The 17,269-nt window shown below is 58.3% G+C and carries 15 protein-coding genes and 3 tRNA genes; 13 read left to right on the plus strand and 5 right to left on the minus strand.

The window, feature by feature from the left end; translation table 11 throughout:
• Positions 1 to 5 precede the first annotated feature (5 nt).
• On the minus strand, positions 6 to 911 hold the full coding sequence (gene nhaR, locus AC07VU_RS10660) for a transcriptional activator NhaR (protein ID WP_007927225.1): 906 nt from the start codon (positions 909 to 911) through the stop codon (positions 6 to 8).
• A 135-nt stretch (positions 912 to 1,046) separates the two neighbouring features.
• Here nhaR and AC07VU_RS10665 point away from each other — a divergent pair, with 135 nt between their 5' ends.
• A complete protein-coding gene (locus tag AC07VU_RS10665; protein ID WP_009044657.1) occupies positions 1,047 to 1,295 on the plus strand; it encodes a hypothetical protein in 249 nt (82 codons plus the stop codon).
• A gap of 29 nt (positions 1,296 to 1,324) precedes the next feature.
• Positions 1,325 to 2,083, plus strand: a complete 759-nt coding sequence (locus AC07VU_RS10670) for a TerC family protein (protein ID WP_274304067.1) — start codon at positions 1,325 to 1,327, stop codon at positions 2,081 to 2,083.
• A gap of 79 nt (positions 2,084 to 2,162) precedes the next feature.
• Here AC07VU_RS10670 and AC07VU_RS10675 read toward each other — a convergent pair whose 3' ends face one another.
• On the minus strand, positions 2,163 to 2,330 hold the full coding sequence (locus AC07VU_RS10675) for a hypothetical protein (RefSeq protein WP_007927216.1): 168 nt from the start codon (positions 2,328 to 2,330) through the stop codon (positions 2,163 to 2,165).
• 222 nt (positions 2,331 to 2,552) lie between these two features.
• Between AC07VU_RS10675 and AC07VU_RS10680 the strand changes: the two genes are divergently transcribed.
• On the plus strand, positions 2,553 to 3,227 hold the full coding sequence (locus AC07VU_RS10680) for a PA2778 family cysteine peptidase (RefSeq protein WP_037004852.1): 675 nt from the start codon (positions 2,553 to 2,555) through the stop codon (positions 3,225 to 3,227).
• 90 nt (positions 3,228 to 3,317) lie between these two features.
• On the opposite strand, the gene pbpG is transcribed toward AC07VU_RS10680, so the two are convergent.
• Together pbpG and folD are read right to left on the minus strand one after the other, a co-directional pair.
• Positions 3,318 to 4,256, minus strand: coding sequence for a D-alanyl-D-alanine endopeptidase (gene pbpG / locus AC07VU_RS10685; RefSeq protein ID WP_009044654.1), 939 nt, complete (start codon positions 4,254 to 4,256; stop codon positions 3,318 to 3,320).
• Positions 4,257 to 4,539: 283 nt separating this feature from the next.
• Entirely contained in the window at positions 4,540 to 5,394 is an 855-nt protein-coding gene (gene folD / locus AC07VU_RS10690; protein ID WP_457274434.1) for a bifunctional methylenetetrahydrofolate dehydrogenase/methenyltetrahydrofolate cyclohydrolase FolD, read from the minus strand.
• 280 nt (positions 5,395 to 5,674) lie between these two features.
• On the opposite strand from folD, the gene AC07VU_RS10695 reads away from it, so the two are divergent.
• The 9 genes from AC07VU_RS10695 (at position 5,675) to AC07VU_RS10735 (ending at position 14,955) form a co-directional block, all read left to right on the plus strand.
• Positions 5,675 to 5,751 (plus strand) — tRNA-Arg (locus AC07VU_RS10695).
• Positions 5,752 to 5,791: 40 nt separating this feature from the next.
• A tRNA-His gene (locus AC07VU_RS10700) sits at positions 5,792 to 5,867 on the plus strand.
• A gap of 56 nt (positions 5,868 to 5,923) precedes the next feature.
• Positions 5,924 to 6,008, plus strand: a tRNA-Leu gene (locus AC07VU_RS10705).
• Between the two features lie 423 nt (positions 6,009 to 6,431).
• Positions 6,432 to 7,742 carry a trigger factor gene (gene tig / locus AC07VU_RS10710; RefSeq protein ID WP_009044653.1) on the plus strand — a complete coding sequence of 437 codons (1,311 nt, stop codon included), beginning with the start codon at positions 6,432 to 6,434 and terminating at the stop codon, positions 7,740 to 7,742.
• 93 nt (positions 7,743 to 7,835) lie between these two features.
• A complete protein-coding gene (clpP, locus tag AC07VU_RS10715; protein WP_007927205.1) occupies positions 7,836 to 8,477 on the plus strand; it encodes an ATP-dependent Clp endopeptidase proteolytic subunit ClpP in 642 nt (213 codons plus the stop codon).
• Positions 8,478 to 8,583: 106 nt separating this feature from the next.
• Positions 8,584 to 9,867: an ATP-dependent Clp protease ATP-binding subunit ClpX gene (gene clpX, locus AC07VU_RS10720; protein ID WP_007927204.1), complete on the plus strand. Its 1,284-nt coding sequence runs from the start codon at positions 8,584 to 8,586 to the stop codon at positions 9,865 to 9,867.
• 163 nt (positions 9,868 to 10,030) lie between these two features.
• Positions 10,031 to 12,427 carry an endopeptidase La gene (gene lon, locus AC07VU_RS10725; RefSeq protein WP_009044652.1) on the plus strand — a complete coding sequence of 799 codons (2,397 nt, stop codon included), beginning with the start codon at positions 10,031 to 10,033 and terminating at the stop codon, positions 12,425 to 12,427.
• 93 nt (positions 12,428 to 12,520) lie between these two features.
• The gene (locus AC07VU_RS10730; protein ID WP_020296819.1) at positions 12,521 to 12,850 is read left to right on the plus strand and encodes an HU family DNA-binding protein; all 330 of its coding nucleotides are present in this window, start codon (positions 12,521 to 12,523) and stop codon (positions 12,848 to 12,850) included.
• 233 nt (positions 12,851 to 13,083) lie between these two features.
• Positions 13,084 to 14,955: a SurA N-terminal domain-containing protein gene (locus AC07VU_RS10735; protein WP_457274360.1), complete on the plus strand. Its 1,872-nt coding sequence runs from the start codon at positions 13,084 to 13,086 to the stop codon at positions 14,953 to 14,955.
• A 55-nt stretch (positions 14,956 to 15,010) separates the two neighbouring features.
• Here the strand turns inward: AC07VU_RS10735 and AC07VU_RS10740 are convergent, their stop codons facing one another.
• Entirely contained in the window at positions 15,011 to 16,216 is a 1,206-nt protein-coding gene (locus AC07VU_RS10740; RefSeq protein WP_274304064.1) for an MFS transporter, read from the minus strand.
• 125 nt (positions 16,217 to 16,341) lie between these two features.
• Here AC07VU_RS10740 and AC07VU_RS10745 point away from each other — a divergent pair, with 125 nt between their 5' ends.
• Positions 16,342 to 17,241, plus strand: a complete 900-nt coding sequence (locus AC07VU_RS10745) for a LysR family transcriptional regulator (RefSeq protein ID WP_495029841.1) — start codon at positions 16,342 to 16,344, stop codon at positions 17,239 to 17,241.
• Positions 17,242 to 17,269: the final 28 nt, after the last annotated feature.

The raw sequence follows: 17,269 nt of genomic DNA on the forward strand, positions 1-17,269 counted from the left end.
TCTCCTCAAGCGCCCATGGCGGTGAACAGCTCGCGGCGGGCGCCTTCGGTGATCGCCACGATGCCGGGATGCTTGACCTTGCGTTCGACCGAAATGGCGTAGAACGACTCGCTGACCGCATCGGTCTGGCCGATCAGTTGCACACCGTATTGGCGCCGCACTTCGTCGGCGATCACGCTGGGGCTGATAAAGATCCCGCTGCCCGACTGGCCGAATGCCTGCATCAAGGCGCTGTCGTCGAACTCACCGATGATCCTGGGTTGTATCTGTTGCTCGGCCAGCCAGCGCAGCAGCCGGCTGCGCACCACGGTTTCCTGCCCGGGAATCAGCAGCGGAGCGCCATGCAGGCTATGGGGAAAGTTCGTTCCATAGCGCTCGGCCAGTTCTTCGGTGGCGAAAAAACTGATACCGCATTCGCCGAGTTTCTGGCTGTAGCCCTTGATATCCAGGTGCGAAGGCATGGGGCTGTCGGAAATCACCAGGTCCAGGCGCTGGATGGCCAGGTCGGCCAGCAGGCGTTCGAGTTTGTCCTCGCGGCAGGTGATGCGGATCGGTTCGTTCAGCTCCATGGTCGGGGCGATCAGGCGGTAGACGATCGATTTGGGCACCACATCGGCCACGCCGACCCGAAACAGGATCTGCTGTTCGTTGGGCTGGGCCTGGAGCATGGCTTCCAGCTCGCCGCCGAGCTGGAACATCTGCTCGGCGTAGGGCAGGGTCTGGCGCCCGGCTTCGGTCAGTTCCAGTTGCCGGCCGACCCGACGAAACAACTCGATGCCATAGGTTTGTTCGAGCAGGGTGATCTGGCCGCTGATGGTTTGTGGGGTCAGGTTCAGTTGCTCGCAAGCCCGGACGATGCTGCCGGTCTTGGCGACGACCCAGAAGTAGTGCAGTTGGCGGTAATTGAGCATGGCTGGCTTTGATTCGTAAAAATCGAAGTATAGCTGTTAAAAATACGAATTTTCCTGAAGTGTTCGGGTCCATAGAATGCCTCGCTATTGACGGGTCATCATCTCGGCCCGGTCTGTTCTAACGAGGAAAGCGCAATGACCTATAAATCCATCGCCGCATCGTTGCTGGCGTTGTCGTTGATCACCCTTGCCGGTTGCGAGCAGGCGGAAAAAAGCGCGCAGCAGCTGTTGGGCAAGGCCGCGGAAAACGCCAAGCAGGCGATCGACGACACGCACAAGGCCGCCGAACAGGCGATCAGCGACGCGACCCAAGGCTTGATCAGCAAGCAGGAAAAGCCGGCTGACGAGGCCAAAGAAGCCACCTCGTCGTCCCAGGAAATCTGATCCCCCATACCCCGACTCAGGACTGAGCCATGGAATACCTTTTACAACTCGCCGCCAGCCCCACCGCCTGGGTCGCCCTGGCAACCCTGGTGGTCATGGAAATCGTGCTCGGCATCGATAACCTGATCTTCATTTCGATCCTGACCAACAAGTTGCCCGAGCAGCACCGGGCCAAGGCCCGGCGGATCGGTATCGGTATGGCCCTGATCCTGCGTCTGGCACTGCTCAGCACCATTGCCTTCATCGTGCAACTGACCGAGCCGGTGATCGATGTCTTCGGCCAGGTCTTCTCCTGGAAGGACATGATCCTGATTGCCGGCGGCCTGTTCCTGCTGTGGAAGGCCACCACGGAGATCCATCACAGCATGGACCCGGAGCCGCAGGACAGCAAAAGCGAGACCGCTGGCGTGTCCTTGGGTTTTGCCGCGGCGATCGGCCAGATCCTGATGCTGGACATGGTGTTCTCCATCGACAGCATCATTACCGCGGTCGGCATGACCGAACACTTGCCGATCATGATCATTGCGGTGGTGGTGTCGGTACTGGTGATGTTGCTGGCGGCCGAGCCTCTGGCCAAGTTCATCAATGACAACCCGACGGTGGTCATGCTGGCCCTGGGCTTCCTGATCATGATCGGCATGACCCTGATCGCCGAAGGTTTCGGTGCCCATGTGCCAAAAGGTTATGTGTACGCGGCCATGGCCTTCTCGGCGGCCATCGAGGGGCTGAACATGCTGGCTCGTCGTGCCCGGCAGAAGCGGGTGGCGGCGGCGGAAGTCGAAGCCTGATTTACGGCAATAACCGACGGCGGCCTGTGTTCAAGGACACAGGCCGCCGTTTTTTATTGGGCAGAAGAAAAAGTGCCAGTCAGTGCGCGGTGGCGTGATGCCGGGACGGTTTTGCGGTTTTCGCGGCGGGAGTCGGCAAACGCGGATGATGGTGCCGGCGAACGATCCGCAAGACACCCCAGAGCATGGCAGCGGCAACGGCCAGCCAGCCGCCGATCAGCATCAGGATTGTCGTTGTCAGGCTCATGCATGCCTCCTTGTTGCCCTGTCCAGGGCACACACTCTTCGCAATGGACAGTCTAGTCGCGGATGTGTTTCAAGCCATTGACCAATAGTCGAGTGTCATCGACCGCTTTGCTCTATGGGGCGCAAATTACCGCAGCTTAACGCTATACCCCTGCATCGCGGCGCCCTATGATCAGCGTTTCGGCCGGGGCTCCTGGCTTGGCGTCTGCACAAGAGAGTCATGATGGAACGGATGTTTCTGCGATTTCGAACACTGTTGTTGGCGGGCGCTTGCGCCCTGACGCTGGCCGGTTGCGCCAGCAGCGTGCAGCCGGAGATTCAGCGCCTGCCTGAGCGGGTGGAACTCAACGGCGTACCGTTTTTCCGCGGCGAAACCTATCAGAGCGGCCCTGGCACCCTGGCCAGCATGCTGTCCCAGCAAGGCATCGCGATCACCCCAGGTCTGCTGGACAAGCCGCTGCACCTGCCTGGCGCCGAGGCGAAGTTGCAGCAGAACATGCTGACCCTGGCGCGTGAGTACGGGATGGTGGTCTATCCGCTGGACGACAATTTATCGGCGCTGCTGACCCAGGTTGCCGCCGGATACCCGGTGATGGTGCGTTACACCGAAGGTTCGGCGTTCTGGGCCGAGCCTCGTTATGCCGTGCTGGCGGGCTATAACCGACACAAGCAGACAGTATTGCTGCGCGCGGGAATGAATCGTCGTCTGTTGATGGACTTTGCCAAGTTCGAGTCGGCCTGGAGCAATGCGGGACACTGGGCGGTGTTGATTCAGGGGCCGACCCAGGTGCCAGCCCAGGTCGATCGCCAGCGTTGGTTGAAGGCAGCCGATGAGTTGGCCCAGGCCGGGCAGGAGAACGCGGCGGCACGGGCGACCAAGGCGTTGAGCGCCAACTGAGGTTGCAGAAACGCTGACGGCGCCCAGGGGCGCCGTCTTTGAAAGGGCCGCGATCGACAGATCCGCGGTCTTTTTTGTGTCTGCCAGCTTCTATTCGGCAGTCTGGGCGACGCCGCTCTGACGGCTTTTCAGGTTTTTGCCGGCCTTGTAGCTCAAGGCGGCATTCGGTACCGAGCCGCTTTTACCGGTTTCCAGCCACTGGCGGATACGGCTGGCATCGGCGAAGTGCGTGTATTTGCCAAAGGCGTCGAGAATCACCAGGGCGACCGGGCGGTTGCTCATGCTGGTCACCAGTACCAGGCAGTGGCCTGCTTCATCGGTAAAGCCGGTCTTGGTCAGTTTGATGTCCCAGTTGGCCCTGTTGACCAGGTGATCGGTGTTGCGAAAGCCCAGGGTGTAGTTGGGTTTGCGGAACGCCACGGTCTTTTCCTTGGTGGTGCTCAGCTCGCTCAGCAGCGGGTATTTGCGCGCCGCCAGCAACAGTTTGCTCAGGTCGCGGGCGGTGGACACGTTATGGACCGACAGGCCGGTCGGCTCGACATAGTGCGTGCTGGTCATGCCCAGTGCCTTGGCCTTGGCGTTCATGGCGGCAATAAAGGCTGCGTACCCGCCCGGGTAGTGGTGGGCGAGGCTGGCGGCGGCACGGTTTTCCGACGACATCAGGGCGATCAGCAGCATCTCTTTGCGCGGCAGCTCGCTCTTGAGCTTGACCCGGGAAAACACGCCTTTCATTTCCGGGGTGTTGCTGATGTCCACGGAAATGTACTCATCCAGTGGTTGTTTGGCGTCGAGTACGATCAGACCGGTCATCAGCTTGGTTACCGACGCGATGGGTACGACCACGTCGGGATTGCTGGAGTAGATGACCTTGTTGGTCTGCAGGTCCAGCAGCATGGCGCTGCCGGAGGCAATGTGCAGTTGGGAAGGGTCGCGCGGCGCTTCGGTGGTTTCGCGAGCGACGGCGCTCTGCGTGATAAAGGTGCCTGTAAATGCAAAAAATAGGCTCAGGATAGAAAGACGGATTTTCACGCGGGCGGACTCATGAAGTGGATATGCCGTTCTGCAACGGGCTGCTTTCAGAAAAACGTTACATTTTATGAGTATGTGCCAGGAAAGAGCTACACGCCCGTAGGTAAAGGGCTTCAGGTAAATTAAATTTCATCTTGTATCAGTTTTGTATCGGTTCGATCCCCTCCTTTCTGATGAGTTGATCGTCACTGCAAGTGGGGGGGACTCGCTTCAGGTTTTCGGTGAGTAGAAACAAAGAACCCCGCCAGTGGCGGGGTTCTTTTATCCGGGCTATTTCCCAGCGTCAGTCGTGCAGCGTTTCTGCCGCATACAACGTGTTTTCCAGCAGGCAGGCGCGAGTCATCGGACCAACACCGCCCGGTACCGGGGTGATCCAGCCGGCGCGGGGCAGGGCGGTCTCGTAGACGACGTCACCCACCAGCTTGCCGTCTTCCTGGCGGTTGATGCCGACGTCGATGACGATGGCGCCTTCCTTGATCCACTCACCCTTGACCAGGCCCGGCTTGCCGGCGGCCACGACCACCAGGTCGGCACGCCCGACGTGGCCGGCCAGATCCTTGGTGAAGCGGTGGGTAACGGTAACGGTGCAGCCAGCGAGTAGCAGCTCCATCGCCATCGGGCGCCCGACGATGTTGGACGCACCGACCACTACCGCATCCATGCCGTACAGATCGGCACCGGTGCTTTCCAGCAGGGTCATGATGCCTTTCGGCGTGCATGGGCGTAGCAGAGGGATACGTTGGGCCAGGCGGCCGACGTTATAAGGATGGAAACCATCCACGTCTTTATCCGGGCGGATGCGCTCCAGCAGCTTGGAGGCATCGAGATGTTCGGGCAGTGGCAGTTGCAGCAGGACGCCATCGATGTTCGGGTCATCGTTGAGGCGGTCGATCAGGCTGGCCAGTGCTTCTTGAGTGGTGTCAGAAGGTAAGTCATAGGCTTGTGAAAGAAAGCCGACCTCTTCGCAGTCTTTACGCTTGTGCGAGACATAAACCTGAGAGGCCGGGTCGCTGCCGACCAGGATCACCGCGAGGCCTGGAGTACGCAGGCCTTGCTGGCTACGCTCGGCGACACGTTTGGCGATCTGCTGGCGCAGGCTAGCGGCGATCGCTTTGCCGTCGATTAGTTGTGCAGTCATGACGCGTGATTAACCATCGAGAGGGAGAGAAAAAGAGAACGCATTCTCGCATGCCAGGACGTGAGGGCAAAGGCGCTTGGTCTGCAAATTCCCCTAACTCCTTTAATTAAATGAATTTTTTTCAAAAAAGAGTTGACGACCTAACGGCTCGTCTATAACATTCGTCGCACTTGTCGGGCACAGCCTAGCACTGGTTAAGAAGGTCGGGCAGAGTTGATGTTTAACTCGTAACGACTGAAAGCACTTAGTTTGTAATCATTAAAGAATACAGATTAATAAGGCGCCCGTAGCTCAGCTGGATAGAGCATCCGCCTTCTAAGCGGATGGTCGCAGGTTCGAGTCCTGCCGGGTGCGCCATTAGGCAGCTTTGGCACAAGTAACGCAACAACGCAATATGGTGGGCGTAGCTCAGTTGGTAGAGCACAGGATTGTGACTCCTGTTGTCGTGGGTTCGATCCCCATCGTCCACCCCATATTCCGAAAGGCGCCAGATTAATAGTCTGGCGCCTTTGCTTTAAAAGCTTGATACGCGGACGTGGTGGAATTGGTAGACACACTGGATTTAGGTTCCAGCGCCGCAAGGTGTAAGAGTTCGAGTCTCTTCGTCCGCACCAATTAAGTAGCTATTTATATAGCAGAAAACGGCGCAGCACCTGAAAAGGGCTGCGCCGTTTTCGTTTCAGAAGTCTGTATTTCCAGCAGGCCGCAGGTGGTGGGCCGGGGAGGCGACGAAACACTCGTCCTTTTGTCGCTGGAATGCTGAAGGTTTACCGGTCGGGCTGTGGTTTGGTCCGGTCATCCGGGGTGTGACGCGCCATTCCTTCTATATATAGGAGCATGGGTGCAGAGGCCCTGGTTTGATTCGCTGTATTTGCTCTCAGGGCGCGGCTCAACCGTTGGTCCCCGCCTTTAAATCGCCAGCTGTTTTTTTACCCGTTTTCAGTAGGGTGACTTCTTGAGTTTGACCCACTAGAATGCATGCCCTTGATTCTGGGGTCGGAAACGGCCGGCTAACGTCTGTGCAACGAGGAATATCCATGCAAGTTTCTGTTGAAAATACTTCTGCTCTTGAGCGCCGCATGAGCATCACCGTGCCGGCTGAGCGCATCGAGACACAGGTCAACAAGCGTCTGCAGCAGACTGCCCAAAAGGCCAAGATTCCAGGCTTCCGTCCTGGCAAAGTCCCAATGAGCGTGATCCGTCAGCGTTATGAAGCTGATGCGCGTCAAGAAGCGGTGGGCGACGTGATCCAGGCTTCCTTCTACGAAGCCGTTGTCGAGCAGAAGCTGAACCCGGCTGGCGCTCCTTCGGTTGAGCCAAAGGTTCTGGAGAAGGGCAAGGACCTGGAATACGTTGCAACGTTCGAAGTGTTCCCTGAGTTCACCGTTGCCGGTTTCGAGTCCATCGCCGTTGAGCGCCTGAGCGCTGACGTGGCTGATGCCGATCTGGACAACATGCTGGAAATCCTGCGCAAGCAGAACATTCGCTTCGAAGTGGCCGATCGCGCCGCCCAGAACGAAGATCAACTGAACATCGATTTCGTCGGCAAGGTCGACGGTGAAGTGTTCGCTGGCGGTTCCGCCAAGGGTACTCAGTTGGTGCTGGGTTCCGGCCGCATGATCCCAGGCTTCGAAGAAGGCCTGGTTGGCGCCAAAGCGGGTGAAGAGCGTGTTCTGAACCTGACTTTCCCAGAGAACTACCAGAACCTGGATCTGGCTAACAAAGCCGCCGAGTTCACTGTCACCGTCAACACCGTTTCCGAGCCTAAGCTGCCAGAGCTGACCGAAGAGTTCTTCGCTCAATTTGGTATCAAAGAAGCCGGTCTGGAAGGTTTCCGCGCCGAAGTTCGCAAGAACATGGAGCGTGAACTGCGTCAGGCCATCAAGTCCAAGGTCAAGAACCAGGTAATGGACGGCCTGCTGGCTGCCAACCCGATCGAAGTGCCTAAGGCTCTGCTGGACAACGAAGTGAACCGTCTGCGCGTTCAGGCCGTTCAACAGTTCGGTGGCAACATCAAGCCTGATCAACTGCCGGCCGAGCTGTTCGAAGAGCAAGCCAAGCGTCGCGTTGTACTGGGTCTGATCGTGGCCGAAGTGGTCAAGCAATTCGACCTCAAGCCTGACGAAGCCCGCGTGCGTGAGCTGATTCAGGAAATGGCTTCTGCTTACCAAGAGCCAGAGCAGGTCGTGTCCTGGTACTACAAGAACGAGCAGCAACTGAACGAAGTCCGTTCGGTTGTGCTGGAAGAACAAGTTGTGGATACTGTTCTGCAGAAAGCTAGCGTGACCGACAAATCGGTCTCTTACGAAGAAGCGGTCAAGCCGGTAGAAGCACCACAAGCCGACTGATTTTTTACTCGTTCGAAAATACACACCATAAGCCAGCCTTCGTGCTGGCTTATGCGTATTCAAGACATGACTATTTGGGAGTGACTGCAGGACATGTCCCGCAATTCTTATTATCAGCAGAGCTCTGACATCCAGGCCGCAGGCGGCCTGGTCCCGATGGTTATCGAGCAGTCCGCCCGTGGCGAACGCGCCTATGACATCTACTCGCGCCTCCTCAAGGAGCGGGTGATCTTCCTGATTGGCCCGGTAGAAGACTACATGGCCAACCTGGTCGCGGCACAATTGCTCTTCCTTGAAGCGGAAAACCCGGACAAGGACATCCATCTCTATATCAACTCGCCAGGCGGTTCGGTGACAGCAGGCATGTCGATCTACGACACCATGCAATTCATCAAACCGGATGTTTCCACCATCTGCATCGGCCAGGCCTGCAGCATGGGGGCCTTCCTGCTCGCCGGTGGCGCCGCGGGCAAGCGTCATTGCCTGCCTAACTCGCGGATGATGATTCACCAGCCATTGGGCGGTTTCCAGGGCCAGGCGTCGGATATCGACATCCATGCCAAGGAAATCCTGCACATCCGTTCGCGTCTGAACTCGCTGCTGGCTCATCACACCGGTCAGAGCCTCGAGACCATCGAGCGCGATACCGAGCGCGACAACTTCATGAGCGCAGAGCGCGCGGCTGAATACGGCCTGATTGACTCTGTGATCACCAAGCGTCAAATGCCTGCCTAAGCAACTCAAATGTAGGTGGTTGGTTTAACCGGCCACCTGTGGGCTTGAAAAAGCCCGCAATTGCCTTCATCTTGTGTTGCAAGCCTATCGGATTTGGATCGATCGAATGACTGACACCCGCAACGGCGAGGACAACGGCAAACTGCTTTATTGCTCCTTCTGTGGCAAAAGCCAGCATGAAGTACGCAAATTGATTGCCGGCCCCTCGGTCTTTATCTGCGACGAGTGCGTCGACCTGTGCAATGACATCATCCGTGAGGAGGTGCAGGAAGCACAGGCCGAAAGCAGCGCGCATAAATTGCCTTCGCCTAAAGAAATCAGCGGCATCCTTGATCAGTATGTGATTGGTCAGGAACGTGCGAAAAAGGTTCTGGCAGTAGCGGTATACAACCACTACAAGCGCCTCAACCAGCGTGACAAGAAGAATGACGAGGTCGAACTGGGCAAGAGCAACATCTTGCTGATCGGCCCTACAGGTTCGGGCAAGACTCTGCTGGCAGAGACCCTGGCACGCCTGTTGAATGTACCGTTCACCATTGCCGACGCCACCACCCTGACCGAAGCCGGTTATGTGGGTGAGGACGTCGAGAACATCATTCAGAAACTGCTGCAGAAGTGCGATTACGATGTAGAGAAAGCTCAAATGGGCATCGTCTATATCGATGAAATCGACAAGATTTCCCGCAAGTCTGACAATCCTTCGATTACCCGTGATGTTTCGGGTGAAGGCGTTCAGCAGGCCCTGTTGAAATTGATCGAAGGTACTGTGGCTTCCGTTCCGCCTCAAGGTGGTCGCAAGCATCCGCAGCAAGAGTTCCTGCAGGTCGATACGCGCAACATCCTGTTCATCTGCGGTGGTGCGTTCTCGGGTCTGGAAAAGGTTATTCAGAACCGTTCGACTCGCGGCGGCATCGGCTTCAATGCCGAAGTGCGCAGCAAGGAAGAGGGCAAGAAGGTCGGCGAATCCCTGCGTGAAGTCGAACCGGACGATCTGGTCAAGTTCGGCCTGATTCCGGAGTTCGTGGGGCGTCTGCCGGTTCTGGCAACCCTGGACGAGTTGGATGAAGCAGCGCTGATCCAGATCCTCACCGAGCCGAAGAACGCCTTGACCAAGCAGTATGCCAAGCTGTTCGAGATGGAAGGCGTCGATCTGGAGTTCCGTACCGATGCCCTCAAGTCGGTCGCCAAGCGTGCGCTTGAGCGCAAGACCGGTGCTCGCGGATTGCGTTCGATTCTCGAAGGCGTGTTGCTCGACACTATGTATGAGATCCCCTCGCAGTCCGAGGTGAGTAAAGTAGTGATCGATGAAAGCGTTATAGAGGGTAAGTCCAAGCCACTGTATATCTATGAAAACAGTGAGCCGACTGCCAAGGCAGCCCCGGACGCTTAAGCGCCGGACTGCTGGTTTGACAGAAGGGGCCTTCGGGCCCCTTTGCTTTTACTGCCTTTAAAGTACTGTCTTTGAGCTTGTTTTTTTTCGAGGCAGCCCCCATCTTGGTTTCAAGCTTACTTCCATCTGTTTACGGCCTTATGGCCGCCGTAGAGGCGAAATCATGAAGACAACCATCGAATTGCCTCTCCTGCCATTGCGTGATGTCGTGGTTTATCCGCACATGGTTATCCCGCTGTTCGTGGGGCGCGAGAAGTCTATCGAAGCCCTCGAGGCCGCGATGACGGGCGACAAGCAGATTCTTCTGTTGGCTCAGAAAAATCCTGCTGATGATGATCCCGGTGAAGATGCACTCTATCGCGTAGGTACCATTGCCACTGTTCTGCAATTGCTCAAGTTGCCCGACGGCACCGTCAAAGTACTGGTCGAGGGCGAGCAGCGGGGTGCTGTGGAGCGTTTCAGCGAAGTGGATGGCCACTGCCGTGCCGAAGTCTCCCTGATTGACGAGGTGGACGCTCCTGAGCGCGAGTCGGAAGTCTTTGTCCGCAGCCTGCTGTCCCAGTTCGAGCAGTACGTGCAGTTGGGCAAGAAAGTCCCCGCCGAAGTGCTGTCGTCCCTCAACAGCATCGATGAGCCGAGCCGCCTGGTAGACACCATGGCCGCCCACATGGCGCTGAAAATCGAGCAGAAGCAGGAAATTCTCGAAATCATCGACCTGTCGGCGCGTGTCGAGCACGTGCTGGCGTTGCTGGATGCGGAAATCGATCTGTTGCAGGTCGAGAAGCGCATTCGCGGTCGCGTGAAGAAGCAAATGGAGCGCAGCCAGCGCGAGTACTACCTGAATGAGCAGATGAAGGCCATTCAGAAAGAGCTGGGCGACGGTGACGAAGGTCACAACGAAGTTGAAGAGCTGAAAAAGCGCATCGATGCCGCCGGCTTGCCAAAGGATGCCCTGGCCAAGGCTCAGGCCGAGCTGAACAAGCTCAAGCAGATGTCGCCGATGTCGGCTGAAGCCACAGTGGTGCGTTCGTACATCGACTGGCTGGTTCAGGTGCCCTGGAAGGCCCAAAGCAAGGTTCGCCTGGACCTGGCGCGTGCCGAAGACATCCTCGACGCCGACCACTATGGCCTGGAAGAAGTCAAAGAGCGGATTCTCGAATACCTCGCCGTGCAAAAGCGTGTGAAGAAGATTCGTGGTCCGGTACTGTGCCTGGTCGGACCTCCAGGGGTCGGTAAAACCTCCCTGGCGGAGTCGATTGCTCACGCCACTAACCGTAAATTCGTACGCATGGCCCTTGGCGGCGTGCGCGATGAAGCGGAAATTCGCGGCCATCGTCGTACCTATATTGGTTCGATGCCGGGAAGATTGATTCAAAAGATGACAAAGGTGGGCGTTCGCAACCCGCTGTTCCTGCTCGATGAAATCGACAAGATGGGCAGCGACATGCGCGGCGATCCGGCTTCGGCATTGCTCGAAGTGCTCGATCCCGAGCAGAACCACAACTTCAACGACCACTATCTGGAAGTCGATTACGACCTCTCCGATGTGATGTTCCTTTGCACCTCCAACTCGATGAATATTCCGCCAGCGTTGCTGGACCGGATGGAGGTGATTCGTCTGCCGGGTTACACCGAGGACGAGAAGATCAACATCGCGGTCAAATACCTGTCGCCGAAGCAGATCCAGGCCAACGGCCTGAAGAAAGGCGAGCTGGAGTTCGACGAAGAAGCCATTCGCGACATCATCCGCTACTACACCCGCGAAGCCGGTGTACGTGGGCTGGAACGCCAGATCGCCAAGGTTTGCCGCAAGGCGGTGAAGGAGCATGCGCTGGAAAAACGCTTCTCGGTGAAGGTCACTTCCGACCTGCTGGAGCACTTCCTCGGCGTGCGCAAATTCCGCTACGGCCTGGCCGAGCAACAGGATCAGATCGGTCAGGTAACGGGCCTGGCCTGGACCCAGGTCGGTGGCGAGCTGCTGACCATCGAGGCCGCCGTGGTACCTGGCAAAGGTCAGTTGATCAAGACCGGTTCGCTGGGCGACGTGATGGTCGAATCGATCACCGCGGCACTGACGGTGGTGCGTAGCCGTGCGAAGAGCCTGGGAATCCCCCTGGACTTCCACGAGAAGCGCGACACCCATATCCATATGCCGGAAGGGGCGACCCCGAAAGACGGCCCTAGCGCTGGCGTAGGCATGTGCACGGCTCTGGTTTCTGCACTGACCGGTATTCCGGTGCGGGCTGATGTGGCCATGACCGGGGAAATCACCCTGCGTGGTCAGGTGTTGGCTATCGGTGGTTTGAAAGAGAAACTTCTTGCAGCACATCGTGGTGGAATCAAGACCGTCATCATTCCAGAAGAGAATGTGCGCGATTTGAAGGAAATTCCTGACAATATCAAGCAGGATCTGCAAATTAAGCCAGTTAAATGGATTGACGAAGTCCTCCAAATTGCGCTGCAATACGCGCCGGAGCCCTTGCCGGATGTGGCTCCAGAGATAGTTGCAAAGGATGAAAAACGCGAGTCTGACTCTAAGGAAAGAATTAGCACGCATTAGTACGCATTAGCCTGGGGGGCTTCCTTGACAGCTTTTTAGAGCCCTTGTTATAAAGCGGCTCTTAAGTGTCTGTAGGCCATTCAGCACTGGTTTTTGCTTTCACCAAAAAACTTAGAATCATACTCAAATAGATATATAAGGGGACTTAGAGTGAACAAGTCGGAACTGATTGATGCTATCGCTGCATCTGCTGATATCCCGAAAGCTGCTGCTGGCCGTGCGCTGGATGCAGTAATCGAATCCGTCACTGGCGCTCTTAAGGCTGGCGACTCCGTTGTACTGGTTGGTTTCGGTACTTTCTCTGTTACCGATCGTCCTGCTCGCATTGGTCGTAACCCACAGACCGGTAAGACGCTGGAAATCGCTGCAGCCAAAAAACCAGGTTTCAAAGCCGGTAAAGCACTGAAAGAAGCCGTTAACTAAGCCTCCTTCAAGCCTTTGCCTACCCGGGTCGGGGTCTTTCCCGACCTGGCAGCGGAGCGGTAGGGCAGCCGGTTAGAAATCCGGTTTGTCACATCGGGGATCGAAGGTTCGAACCCCAGTCCGCTCCGCCAGTTACGAGAAAGGCGCATCCTCGGATGCGCCTTTCTTCTATCCGGACTCTACCCACGCTCCACGGTTGCTTAATTTGAAGTACAACCGTTTCTGGGGGACGCATGCTGCAGAATATCAGGGACAATTCACAAGGCTGGATTGCCAAGACCATTATCGGGGTCATCGTCGCACTGATGGCGCTGACCGGTTTCGATGCCATTTTTCAAGCCACTTCCACCAGTCAGGACGCGGCCAAGGTCAATGGCGAAGAAATCACCCAGAATGAGCTGAGCCAGGCGGTTGATATGCAACGCCGTCAGCTCATGCAACAACTGGGCAAGGATTTCGACGCTTCCTTGCTCGACGAGAAGCTGCTGCGTGAAGCCGCTCTCAAAGGTCTGATCGACCGCAAGCTACTGCTGCAAGGCGCGGAAAACTCCAAGTTCGCTTTCTCTGACGCCGCTCTGGATCAGGTGATCCTGCAAACGCCGGAATTCCTGGTGGACGGCAAGTTCAGCCCTGAGCGTTTCGACCAGGTGATCCGTCAGCTGGGTTATAGCCGGATGCAGTTCCGTCAGATGCTGGCTCAGGAAATGCTGATCGGCCAGGTACGCGCCGGTCTGGCTGGCAGCGGTTTCGTGACCGATGCCCAGGTGCTGGCCTTCGCTCGTCTGGAAAAGCAGACCCGCGATTACGCTTCCCTGACCATCAAGGCCGACCCTGCGGCAGTCAAGCTGACCGACGATGAGGTCAAGGCTTACTACGACGAACATGCCAAGGAATTCATGTCGCCGGACCAGGTGGTTATCGACTATCTGGAGTTGAAGAAGGCTTCCTTCTTCGATCAGGTCAGCGTCAAGGACGAAGAGCTGCAGGCGTTGTATCAGAAAGAAACCGCCAACCTGTCCGAGCAGCGTCGTGCCGCGCACATCCTGATCGAAGTGAACGACAAGGTGAACGAAGCGCAGGCCAAGGCCAAGATCGAAGAGATCCAGGCGCGCCTGGCCAAGGGCGAAAGCTTCGAGGCGCTGGCCAAGGAGTTCTCCCAGGATCCGGGTTCGGCGAACAACGGTGGTGACCTCGGTTATGCCGGCCCTGGCGTCTATGACCCGGCCTTCGAGGAAGCGCTGTACGCCTTGAACAAGGACCAGGTATCGGCACCGGTACGCACCGGTTTCGGTTTCCACCTGATCAAGCTGCTGGGCGTCGAGGCACCTGAAGTGCCAAGTTTCGCCAGCCTGAAAGACAAGCTGACCCGCGAGCTGAAAACCCAGCAGGTCGAGCAACGTTTTGTCGAGGCGACCAAGCAGCTGGAAGACTCCTCGTTCGAAGCCTCGGACCTGGCCCAGCCGGCTCAAGAGCTGAAACTGACCGTACACACTTCCGCACCGTTCGGGCGTGAAGGGGGCGAGGGCATCGCCGCCAACCGCGCCGTGATTCAGGCTGCTTTCAGCCCTGAAGTGCTGGATGAGGGTGCCAACAGCACCGCTATCGAGCTGGACCCGGAAACGGTAGTGGTCCTGCGCGCCAAAGAGCACCGCAAGCCAGAGCAGCTGCCGTTGGAAAGCGTCGCCAGCAGCATCCGCACGCAATTGGCCAAGGAGCACGCCAGTGCTGCCGCCAAGGCCAAGGCCGATGCCTTGATCGCCAGCTTGCGTGAAGGCAAGACTGCGCTGAAGGCGCCTGTCGACGGTCAGAGCTGGAAGGTTTCCGAAGCGGTGACCCGCGGCCAGGAAGGCGTCGAGCCAATCGTGCTGCAGACCCTGTTCCGCATGGCCAAGCCAGCGGCCAAGGACAAGCCGACCTTCAGCAGCGTGACGCTGCCGAACGGCAGCCTGGTGGTCTTGCAACTGAGTGGTGTGAACGAAGCCGCTGCTCCAACTGATGAAGAGAAGGCTCAGTACCGTCGCTTCCTCGCGTCGCGTGTGGGTCAGCAAGACTTCGCCGCGTACCGCAAGCAGTTGGAAAACCAGGCTGACATCAAGCGCTTCTGATGCCCGACTGAAGTAACAAACAGGAACCCCGGCCAACGCGCCGGGGTTTTTGTTTTCAGCGTATGGCGGGAAACCCATGGCGTCGGGCGTTCATGGCCACCAGCAGGCAAACCAGCAACAGGCCGACGATCACCCAGGGAAACGACAATACGCCCGGACCTTCCAGCAGCACGCCACCCACCAGCCCGCCCCCGGCGATCGCCAGGTTCCAGGCGGTCACCAGCATCGACTGCGCGGCATCGGCAGCGCTCCCGGCAGCCTTGGCTAGCGCGGTTTGCAGCAACGTGGCCAGGCCTCCGAACGACAATCCCCAGAGGGCTATCGAGGCATAGACCGCCATCGGCGTATCGGCCTGGAACGCCAGCAGCAGCGCCGAAAGAGCGAACAGGACGCAACTGACCAGTACCAGTTGACGCAACCAGCGATCGATCAGCAGGCCGACGATCCAGATGCTCAGCAGTGCGCTCAGGCCGAACGTCAGCAGTACCCGGTCAATTTGCCCGCCGATGCCGGCCGGCTCCAGAAACGGTGCGATATAGGTGTACAGGATGTTGTGGCCCAGAACATAAGCGAAGGTCACGAACAACACCGGCTTGACCCCGGGCAAAGCGAACACGTCCGTGAGCGGCAAGCGTTTGTCGGCGCGCTGGCCGGGAAAGTCCGGCACCTGCCAGCGCACCCAGCCGAGCAACAACAGCGTCAGCAGAGTCATCAGGGCAAAGCTCACCCGCCAGCCCACCAGCGTGCCGAGCAGTGTGCCCGCGGGGATCCCCAGGGACAGTGCCAGTGGTGCGCCAAGCATGGCCACGGCGATGGCCCGCCCCTGTAGGTGCGGTGCGACCATGCGGCTTGCGTAGCCGGCCAGCAGGGCCCAGAGCAGCCCGGCAAATACCCCGGCGAACAAGCGGGCGACCAGGGTCAGGCTGTAGTTGGTGGAGATCGCGGTGACACTGTTGACCAGGGCAAAGCCGCCGATTGCGATCATCAGCAAGGGGCGGCGGCGCCAGCCTTGGGTGAGGATCACCAACGGGATCGCCGCCAGCAGTGAGCCAATGGCGTACAGGGTGACCAGTTGGCCGACCAGCGCCGGGGACACCGCCAGGTCCTGGCTCATCTGCGGCAGCAGGCCCGCGGGCATGGCCTCGGTAAGAATGGTGATGAAGCCGGCGGTCGCCAGCGCCAGCAGGCCACCCAGTGGAAGTCGGTCGCGACGCCTGGACTCGATGTCCAGCAGGTCGGCGGTGCCAAGAGGTTTGGTCATGGTGTCAGGCTCGCTACAGGTTTCAAGAAGTAGGGAGGCTGAGGGTAGGGCGCTGTGGTAAAGAGAAAAATAGGCTAAGGTTCCGAACTTATCGGACATCTGTGTCCGTAATGGTGAGGTCGGCGATGGACTGGTTGAGCAATATCTCGGTCTTCCTGCATGTGGCGAAAACCCGCAGTTTCACCGAGGCGGGGCGGTTGTTGGGGGTATCCTCGTCGGCTGTCGGCAAGAGCATCGCGCGGCTCGAGGAGCGCCTGGAGACCCGGCTGTTCCATCGCAGTACCCGCAGCATCACCCTGACCGCCGAAGGCGCGAGTTTTCTCGAGCGCTGCCGCAGAATTGTCGCCGAGGCCGAGGCAGCCGAATTCGATCTGTGCAAGTCTTCCAGTGCCCCGCGGGGCAAGTTGCGAGTCAGCCTGCCGCAGGTTCACGGCCTGGTGATGCCGGTATTGGTGGAGTTCATGCAGCGTTATCCGCAGATCGAACTGGATATCGAGCTGACGGACCGCATAGTGGATGTCGTGGAGGAGGGCTTCGATGCCGTGATACGGACCGGCAGCCCCGGCGACTCGCGGCTGATGGCCCGGTCGCTGGGCCAGTTCCGCCTGGTGCTGGTGGGCACGCCTGGGTACTTTCGCGAGCGCGGCGTTCCGCAGGCCCCCGCGGACCTGGCTAACCACGGGTGCTTGCGGCATACCTTCCATAACACCGGCAAATTCGAGCATTGGCCGCTGCGACGGGCGGTCGATGCCCCGGAGCCGCTGTTGCCGGCGCGTTTTGTCAGTACCTCTATCGAAGCGGTGGACCACGCCGTGCGCAGTGGGCTGGGGATCGCCTGCCTGCCCGATTTCATGGTGCGTGAGGCGGTTGCACGGGGCGAGTTGCAGCAGGTGCTCGATGAGCATCTGGAACACCGCGGCACCTTCTGGCTGCTCTGGCCTGCGAGCCGACACACCGCCGCCAAGCTGCGGGTGTTCATCGATCATCTGTGTGCGCGACTTTTTCCGGCAAACCGTGGTCAGTAACCATGTATTAATTTTAAGACACTAATCC

The organism is Pseudomonas sp. GW821-FHT02B10, from assembly GCF_059421865.1.

Excerpts from the sequence above, each read along its gene's own strand:
- nhaR (WP_007927225.1), bottom strand. The coding sequence starts at position 911 with ATGCTCAATTACCGCCAACTGCACTACTTCTGGGTCGTCGCCAAGACC.
- AC07VU_RS10665 (WP_009044657.1), top strand. The coding sequence starts at position 1,047 with ATGACCTATAAATCCATCGCCGCATCGTTGCTGGCGTTGTCGTTGATC.
- AC07VU_RS10670 (WP_274304067.1), top strand. The coding sequence starts at position 1,325 with ATGGAATACCTTTTACAACTCGCCGCCAGCCCCACCGCCTGGGTCGCC.
- AC07VU_RS10675 (WP_007927216.1), bottom strand. The coding sequence starts at position 2,330 with ATGAGCCTGACAACGACAATCCTGATGCTGATCGGCGGCTGGCTGGCC.
- AC07VU_RS10680 (WP_037004852.1), top strand. The coding sequence starts at position 2,553 with ATGGAACGGATGTTTCTGCGATTTCGAACACTGTTGTTGGCGGGCGCT.
- folD (WP_457274434.1), bottom strand. The coding sequence starts at position 5,394 with ATGACTGCACAACTAATCGACGGCAAAGCGATCGCCGCTAGCCTGCGC.
- tig (WP_009044653.1), top strand. The coding sequence starts at position 6,432 with ATGCAAGTTTCTGTTGAAAATACTTCTGCTCTTGAGCGCCGCATGAGC.
- clpP (WP_007927205.1), top strand. The coding sequence starts at position 7,836 with ATGTCCCGCAATTCTTATTATCAGCAGAGCTCTGACATCCAGGCCGCA.
- clpX (WP_007927204.1), top strand. The coding sequence starts at position 8,584 with ATGACTGACACCCGCAACGGCGAGGACAACGGCAAACTGCTTTATTGC.
- lon (WP_009044652.1), top strand. The coding sequence starts at position 10,031 with ATGAAGACAACCATCGAATTGCCTCTCCTGCCATTGCGTGATGTCGTG.
- AC07VU_RS10735 (WP_457274360.1), top strand. The coding sequence starts at position 13,084 with ATGCTGCAGAATATCAGGGACAATTCACAAGGCTGGATTGCCAAGACC.
- AC07VU_RS10740 (WP_274304064.1), bottom strand. The coding sequence starts at position 16,216 with ATGACCAAACCTCTTGGCACCGCCGACCTGCTGGACATCGAGTCCAGG.
- AC07VU_RS10745 (WP_495029841.1), top strand. The coding sequence starts at position 16,342 with ATGGACTGGTTGAGCAATATCTCGGTCTTCCTGCATGTGGCGAAAACC.